Origin of the sequence: Sulfurovum sp. bin170, from assembly GCF_010892395.1 — a bacterium.
Taxonomy (GTDB): domain Bacteria; phylum Campylobacterota; class Campylobacteria; order Campylobacterales; family Sulfurovaceae; genus UBA1140.
In genome coordinates, this window is record NZ_JAACKB010000202.1 from 1 (window position 1) to 7,375 (window position 7,375).

General features: G+C 36.2%; 8 protein-coding genes. 1 reads left to right on the plus strand and 7 read right to left on the minus strand.

All coding sequences use genetic code 11. The features are described from left to right. Positions 1-151: 151 nt before the first annotated feature. The 5 genes from GSY74_RS04675 to GSY74_RS04695 all read right to left on the minus strand — a co-directional run bounded on the left by GSY74_RS04675 (position 152) and on the right by GSY74_RS04695 (position 5,055). Positions 152-1,180, minus strand: coding sequence for a phosphagen kinase (locus tag GSY74_RS04675; RefSeq protein WP_164663943.1), 1,029 nt, complete (start codon positions 1,178-1,180; stop codon positions 152-154). 77 nt (positions 1,181-1,257) lie between these two features. Then, complete coding sequence (locus GSY74_RS04680; protein WP_164663944.1) at positions 1,258-2,316, minus strand: Cj0069 family protein; 1,059 nt, start codon at positions 2,314-2,316, stop codon at positions 1,258-1,260. A 106-nt stretch (positions 2,317-2,422) separates the two neighbouring features. Then, positions 2,423-3,175 (minus strand): glutamate racemase, encoded by a 753-nt coding sequence (gene murI / locus GSY74_RS04685; RefSeq protein ID WP_164663945.1) that lies wholly within the window; start codon positions 3,173-3,175, stop codon positions 2,423-2,425. A gap of 82 nt (positions 3,176-3,257) precedes the next feature. Continuing rightward, positions 3,258-4,580: a transcription termination factor Rho gene (rho, locus tag GSY74_RS04690; RefSeq protein ID WP_164663946.1), complete on the minus strand. Its 1,323-nt coding sequence runs from the start codon at positions 4,578-4,580 to the stop codon at positions 3,258-3,260. 82 nt (positions 4,581-4,662) lie between these two features. Then, entirely contained in the window at positions 4,663-5,055 is a 393-nt protein-coding gene (locus GSY74_RS04695; RefSeq protein ID WP_164663947.1) for a hypothetical protein, read from the minus strand. A 40-nt stretch (positions 5,056-5,095) separates the two neighbouring features. Between GSY74_RS04695 and GSY74_RS04700 the strand changes: the two genes are divergently transcribed. Then, positions 5,096-5,932: an HAD-IIB family hydrolase gene (locus GSY74_RS04700; RefSeq protein WP_164663948.1), complete on the plus strand. Its 837-nt coding sequence runs from the start codon at positions 5,096-5,098 to the stop codon at positions 5,930-5,932. Positions 5,933-5,954: 22 nt separating this feature from the next. Here GSY74_RS04700 and GSY74_RS04705 read toward each other — a convergent pair whose 3' ends face one another. Both GSY74_RS04705 and GSY74_RS04710 read right to left on the minus strand, forming a co-directional pair. Further along, positions 5,955-6,620, minus strand: coding sequence for a response regulator transcription factor (locus tag GSY74_RS04705; RefSeq protein WP_164663949.1), 666 nt, complete (start codon positions 6,618-6,620; stop codon positions 5,955-5,957). Between the two features lie 140 nt (positions 6,621-6,760). After that, the coding region (locus GSY74_RS04710; protein ID WP_164663950.1) for a response regulator transcription factor at positions 6,761-7,375 on the minus strand (615 nt) is incomplete at its 5' end.

The following is a 7,375-nucleotide window of genomic DNA, read 5'->3' on the forward strand; positions in this document are numbered from 1 at the left end:
AATTTTTCAACAACTAAGACCACCGCAACCCTATTGCTATCAAAAAAATTTTATCATCGTTTTTGATGTAAACATACTATAACTTTCTTAAAGTAAAAGACTAATAATTACTACTTTTCTGTTAGACCTCTGAGGTTAGTATAAGCCAATCCTATAAAGCCTTCTCTGCCTCAATCAAATCAACAACTCCATCAACCATATCCTGCACAGCACGAACCTCTGTAATACCTAGACGACGACGGTTACTAATATCATAGACACCACCTTCACTCTGGCTATGTTCACCATGAATACCACGAATCTGTAGATGGTGTTTATCTGTAATTGTCTTAAATGCATCCATATCTTTGGACAAGTTTGGCAGAGCAATATGCACGCTTGCTCTCATAGCCGTTCCAAGGTTTGTTGGACAAGAGGTAAGATAACCAAGATGCTCACTGTACGAAAATGGCACTTTGGTCTCTATAATTTTTATAGCACTTACCAATCGTGCAAAGACCTCTTTAATATCTCCACCTTTTTGCATAGAAATGATTCTTAGTTGATCCTCTTCATTCACCCATACTAAAAAAGTCTTATCGATATTATGATATATCCCTCTGCCCTCTGGCCAGTCACGGTTGAGTCCAGCAGAGGCTAGAAATCTATCTCCCTCTTTAAATAAGAAATGCTCTTTGATGAGATTTTCTTGAACCTCTCTACTCATTCCAAGTAGTGGGTAATAATTGCCCTCTAGCTCACCATCTAAACTATTCAACCCTTCAATAATGGTTGATTCTATATGGTCTCTCTGCTCTGTTGAGACAGCTGAACCAAGAGGCATATTAGCAACATTTCTTCCAACACGAATACGAGTGGAGAGGATAAATTTCCCATCTGGGTCTGGATTTGGAGCATTTAGGTCATCAGGGTTTAAGTTACTTTGATGCTTATCTGTTGGAGTAAATCCATGATACTCCTCGATGATTGGGTCAAAGAGTGGAGCAAATAGAGTATAGCTCTCCTCATCTCCTGCATAGACACCGATTCCACTGTCGATATTCTCAATACCTGAATTAATCGCTTGTTCTAGCTTGAATCCATTGGCTGTTGTTTTATCTTTTAACTCTTCAAACAGCTCTTTGGTTAAATATCTGCACAACATTGATGTGCAATCTTTTGGTAAATTTGGATAGTTCATATTTTTTCCTTAATTTTTAAATCAAGTGGTCTAAAAGGAAGCCAAATAAGACAAATATAGTCTTACTTAGATTTTTCTTATGCTGAGTGTTTCGCCTCAACTCTTTTAATAATCTCATCAGCAACCATCTCTTGAATTCCCATGTCCAAATGGCTAAAGAAACCAACACATGAGCAGTTCATCTCACCAAGTACAAAGGTGTCATTACCATCTTCATCGGTATCGAGCATAAAGTCACCTGTCCAGATAAGTGGTATATTTTTGATTTTTCCTAGTTTCTCTGAAATCATAGGTATAGAGCTTACAAACTTATCCACAAGCTCTGGATACTCTTCTGGTTTATAGTAGGTATATTCTGCCCCTGATGCGATGGTTGCAGAGAAGGCATCTTTCTCTTGAACTGGTTTTTTATGAACAGCAAAAATTGGTTTATCTGCCACCATCAAGATACGAACTTCACCCTCTACAATACGGGGCATAAATCGCATGTCGACCAACATTCCATTGTCACCCTCGATATATCGTTTACAGAATTTCATAAATTTTCCAAGAGAGTTGTACTCCACATGGTTGTCTACTGCTTCGGTACATTTGATAACTGTATCAAGTGGCAAGGTATCACCTGCTTCATACTCAACTTTGTTATCAACAATCTCAACTCGCCAGATACCATCTCCTGTGGAACCTCTGTTCTGTTTGATAACTCTTGTTCCATAAGAGATACTTTTTGGGAAAATCTTCTTGAACTCATCATAATCATAATAGGCATAAGTATCATCGGTCACAAGGTCAGTATCTGCTAGTTTTGCTAGAGCATCTTTGGCACCAAAACGCATCATAGTATTTGGATGAGTCAAGATAATCACATCACTATCATGAAGCTGACGAAGCATCTCAAAGAGTCTGCTTTCACCATTTGGCAAGTTACCTGGATTGATTCTCGATACTACCGCGTCTGCTTTTTCTAAAACATAATCAAATACCTCCTTGAACCACTCATCACGATAATAAATCGTCTCTGAGGTATAACCTTTTTCTATAATCGCATTGATGATTGGCATAGTGTCTCGTCTATGTCCATCAATCCACTTATCTGCTCCACCTTCAGCCTCTAATACAATGACATGTTTTTTCATATTTTTCCTTTTTTTAAATTATGAAAAAATTTTATCAAAAAAAAATGTAAGGAGAATGGAATAACTAAAAGAACTAAAAACAATAGCTATATAACTATTTTGCTAATTATTTTATGGCTCTTCCTAGCCAATTATCGGCTATCTTCCTCAAGCCTATAACATTATCAGAAGCAAATATCTTCAACTTTGACTCCTTATCTCTTGTCGACAAATCATATCTAGCCTCCAGATACTCAACAATAGCTTCACCTGAATGAATCAACAGAGGTTTCTGCTTAAAATAACTCTGTAGTGTATCACCTATAAGAGGAAAATGTGTGCAACCTAATATAATTGCTTTTGGTTCAGGCACATCAGAGAAATAGTGCTTCATCGTCGCATGAAGAATCTCACCACCAAAAATACCCTCCTCTACCATCGGTACAAAAAGTCCTGTCTGAATCGCTGTTATACTACTATAACCCAAATTCCCAAGAGCCTCTTGATAGCTCTTTGAACCGATAGTTGCACGAGTAGCGATAATTAGTATCTCATCATCTTTTTTTATTTTCTGCTTCTCTACTGCCATGACACCTGATTCTATTACCCCATATACTGGGTATCTACTCTGGGTATTCATATCGGACAGAGCATATGCACTAACTGTATTACATGCTGTGATTAGGAGGTCTATATCGAAGTTGTTGAAAAATTCTAGGGCTTCAAGGGAGTAACGGATAATGGTATTTTGGTCTTTTGTACCGTAAGGGACACGAGCTGTATCCCCATAATATATGATTTCATCAAAAAGTTTGTGTTCTAGCAGACTCTTAACTACACTTAAGCCCCCTGCCCCCGAATCAAATACACCTATTTTCATTATTATTCATCGATATGGTGCATTGAAATGCACCCTACAACATTCACAACCGTAGGGTGTCAATTTATTGCACCATTTTTTTTTAAGAGTCATTCATCATTGCCAAGAAATCATCATTGCTCTTAGTCTTTGTCATCTTGGAGAACAGGAACTTAAGCCCCTCTACATCCTCCATACTCTGCATAGCATTTCTGATAGCCCATACTTTTTGGAGTACAAGAGGGTCCATCATTAGCTCCTCTTTTCTTGTTCCTGATTTAGTCACATCCATTGCAGGGTAGATTCTTCTATCCGCTACATATCTGTTCAGAACCACTTCTGAGTTACCTGTACCTTTGAACTCCTCAAATATAACCTCATCCATACGGCTTCCAGTCTCAATAAGAGCAGTTGCTACGATAGTAAGAGAACCACCCTCCTCTATATTTCTAGCTGCTCCAAAAAATCTTTTTGGTTTATGAAGAGCATTGGCATCCACACCACCAGAGAGAACTTTTCCTGAACTTGGAGTTACGGTATTGTATGCTCGTGCAAGTCTAGTGATGGAGTCTAGTAAAATAACAACATCCTTGCCACTCTCTACTCGTCTTTTTGCCTTCTCTATAACCATCTCTGCTGTTCGTACATGATTTTGTGCAGGTAGGTCAAAAGTTGAACTATAGACTTCACCCTTTACTGAGCGTTGCATATCAGTAACCTCTTCTGGTCGCTCATCGACTAGAAGCACCATTAGTGAAACATCTGGAGAGTTATGACTAATACCATGAGCCAACTCTTTTAGAAGTTCTGTTTTACCTGTTCTAGGAGGTGCGACAATCAATGCTCTCTGCCCTTTACCAATAGGACAAAATAGGTCAAGTACTCGACCTGTCAATTTCAGTGGTTGATACTCTAGCTTTAGTCTCTCTGTAGCATATAGAGGGGTTAAGTTGTCAAATAGTGGTCTCTTTTTTGACTCCTCTGGTGGCAAATAGTTTATCGCCTCTATCTTAAGTAGAGCATAGTACTTCTCTTGGTCTTTTGGTTGCCTCACCTGACCTGTAACTATATCACCATTTCGTAGAGCAAATCTTTTTATCTGTGTGCTACTTACATAGGTATCATTTCGAGAGTTAGCAAAATTGCCATCTTCTGAACGCAAGAAACCATATCCGTCGTTCATAACCTCCAAGATACCAGTAAAGAGGATAAATCCACCTTGGGTTACTTGTGCTTTTAGGATTTCGAAGATAAGGTCTTTTCGTTTGAACTCATTTGGGTTCTCTACTTTAACTTCCAGAGCAATATCTACCAATTTTTCAAGTGGTTGAGCCTGTAAATCTTCTACTTTGTATCCTGAAACAGGAATATGTGTTCTGCTGTTTTTTTTCTTATTGTAATGTTTTTTCTGTTGTTGTTCGCTCATAGGTCCTCTTGAAAGCTATATGGGGATGTTTGTAGTCTTTTTAATTGTAGTTTTGGCATTATAATATATTTTATTTTAAGAATCAATTAAACAGTGCCATAGCCAGTAGTGGAACATACATCAGTGTACCCAAATAGCCCATCCAAGGTGACATCTCCATATCCATCATAGATGCCAACTCTATATCCATCTCTTTTTTGATATGTCGTTGTTGTATCATCTCTATCTTGAAAAATATATCAAAAACTTTGATAATCAATATCACGATAATATAAAAATCCAGTATCTTCGTATATAGAGATACCAAAAGTACAAAATAGAATGTTGGATGTACAGCAAAAAAGAGAAATACGCTCCTCTTGTAGTAGCCATAGAGTCTATCTATCATCATTCCTAGTGTAGGTGCTTTGTGGAAGTTTGCTTCGACAAGCTCTAGTAGGGTCATTAGTATCAGTATCTGTATCAATATGTTCATAAATGGAATTCTACTATAATTGCATCAAAAAGAGATAATAATGCAACAACTATTTATAACTGACCTAGACCACACCTTTTTACACAGTAGCCAGAGAGTTACACAATTTAGCAGAGATATTTGGAACAGCTTGACGAACAAAACTCTACTATCTGTGGCAACCGCTAGGTCTTTTAATAAAACCCAAGAGTTTTTGCATGGGATGCACCTAAAAGCACCTCTTATTTTACTTGATGGTGCGATGGTTGTTACTACAGAGAAAAAAGTGATTGACCTAAAGATATTGAGTAAAAAAGTTACAGATGCTGTTATAGAAGAGGGGAAAAAGTTTAATATAGAACCTTTTATCATCTCTCTTAATGATAAAAAGACACTAAGTGAAACATTTTCACTCCCTCCTATTATGAACTCTTTTCAATCATATCTTATAGACAAAAGCTACTCTACTGACCCACGGATAAGTTATAAATCTAAAATTGAGGGGGCAGAAGATACTCTAAAGATTGTATATATGGCTGAAGAGTCTCTTCTGCGACCACTAGCAGAACATCTACAAAAAACTTTCGATAATGTTGTGGAGATTAAACTATCTCCAGAGAACTATATGGGGTGTTGGTTTTTGACAATACTCCATCCACTAGGTGACAAAGCTCATGCCCTACACAAAGTAAGTGAGTATCTTGATATTCCATTAGCTAAAATAACCGTATTTGGAGATAGCATAAATGATATAGAGATGTTCAAAATAGCAGGGACATCTGTAGCCGTAAGCAATGCACTAGATGAGGTTAAAAATGAAGCATCTATCATCTTACCTCATAGTAATGACGAAGATGCCGTAGCTAAATATCTTTTGTCAGTGAACAGTGAGGATTAAATTATTCACTATTCGTTGTTCACTATTCACTAATTTTATACCCCACACCATATTGGTTCTCTATTAAGCCATTTGGAACTTTTTTTCTTAAATTTTTCACTAGAGTTCGTATAGATGAGTTTGTTATAGATTTATCAAACTCATCACCCCATACAGCAAACAGAATCTCATCATCAGTAGAGAACTTTCCTCTCTTCTCTACAAGCAGTTTAAATAGCGTTGACTCTCTCTTTGTCAAAAAGAGAACACTCTCTTTATAAAACAGTGTTTTACTCTTTATATCCCATTGACAAAATAGTGGTAGGAGTATCTTTCCTATACTGTCTATTTTTTTTGAGACTTTTTTTAGCTCATCCTCTATCTGTCTATCAGATACTGGCTTTATAAGATAGGATGAAAAAGAGAGTTCGACAATCTCTCTAAGCAGTGCTATACTAGAGTTATTGGTCAGAGCCATAAGCCCTATCTTGTCATCTTTTTCTCTAATCTTTTTTACCAACTCTACACTCTGTGGAGTCTCCAACTCTATGATTATAATATCTGGTTTCTCTTCATTATAGATTCTAAAACCATCTTCAGAAGTTACTAAAACTTTTTTAAAATAGTTTCTAAACACTTTTAAATATTTATCTCTCTCATCGTTATCAAAATCTATATAAAGCATGGTTAAATTTTCTAATTTTTTCATAATCATCCATCCTCTATCTTCTCAATAATTTGTCTCATTTTCTTCCCTTTTATATTAAAACATGTTATTGTTGCAACATGGAATAATCTCAAAAAATAGTATATAAACTGTGTGGTAAAAGTACAGTAATCGTGTATTGTTTAAATCTGTATATTAATTTTGTATCCAACAGCATATTGATTTTCTATCAATTTTTTAGGAATTTTTTTACGCAAATTTTTAACCAATGTCCGTATAGAGTCATTTGTCACTGTTCTATCAAACTCATCTTCCCATACATAGAAGAATATCTCATCATCACTACAAGCATTACCATTTTTTTCGACCAATAGTTCAAAAAGTTTCTGTTCTCTTCTTGTTAAAATTATCTGTTTATCTTCATAAAAAAGCAGATTACTCCTACTGTCCCAAAAAAAGCTCTCTTCTAACTGAATCAACTTACCATTTTCTGCTTTTTTAGAGATTTTCAGAAGTGCTTTGAGAAGTTCTGTCCTATCTGATGATTTAATAAGGTAACTAGAGAAGTGCAAATCTACAATCTCTAAGAGTATATCTCTATTTGCATGTTCTGTTAATGCGATTAAGTAAGTGTTATAATCTTTCTCTCGAACCTTTTTGGCTATGGTTACCCCACCCAATTTGGCTACAGATAGATCCATAATAATAATATCTGGTTTTCTATCTGCATATAAACGATATGCCTCCCCAGCGTTATGGGCAATATATAGTCTGGCACAATGCTCTTCTAAAAATGG

Bases quoted from the DNA above. Each gene is read 5' to 3' on its own strand.
- GSY74_RS04675 (WP_164663943.1), bottom strand. From the start codon at position 1,180: ATGAACTATCCAAATTTACCAAAAGATTGCACATCAATGTTGTGCAGA.
- GSY74_RS04680 (WP_164663944.1), bottom strand. From the start codon at position 2,316: ATGAAAAAACATGTCATTGTATTAGAGGCTGAAGGTGGAGCAGATAAG.
- murI (WP_164663945.1), bottom strand. From the start codon at position 3,175: ATGAAAATAGGTGTATTTGATTCGGGGGCAGGGGGCTTAAGTGTAGTT.
- rho (WP_164663946.1), bottom strand. From the start codon at position 4,580: ATGAGCGAACAACAACAGAAAAAACATTACAATAAGAAAAAAAACAGC.
- GSY74_RS04695 (WP_164663947.1), bottom strand. From the start codon at position 5,055: ATGAACATATTGATACAGATACTGATACTAATGACCCTACTAGAGCTT.
- GSY74_RS04700 (WP_164663948.1), top strand. From the start codon at position 5,096: ATGCAACAACTATTTATAACTGACCTAGACCACACCTTTTTACACAGT.
- GSY74_RS04705 (WP_164663949.1), bottom strand. From the start codon at position 6,620: ATGAAAAAATTAGAAAATTTAACCATGCTTTATATAGATTTTGATAAC.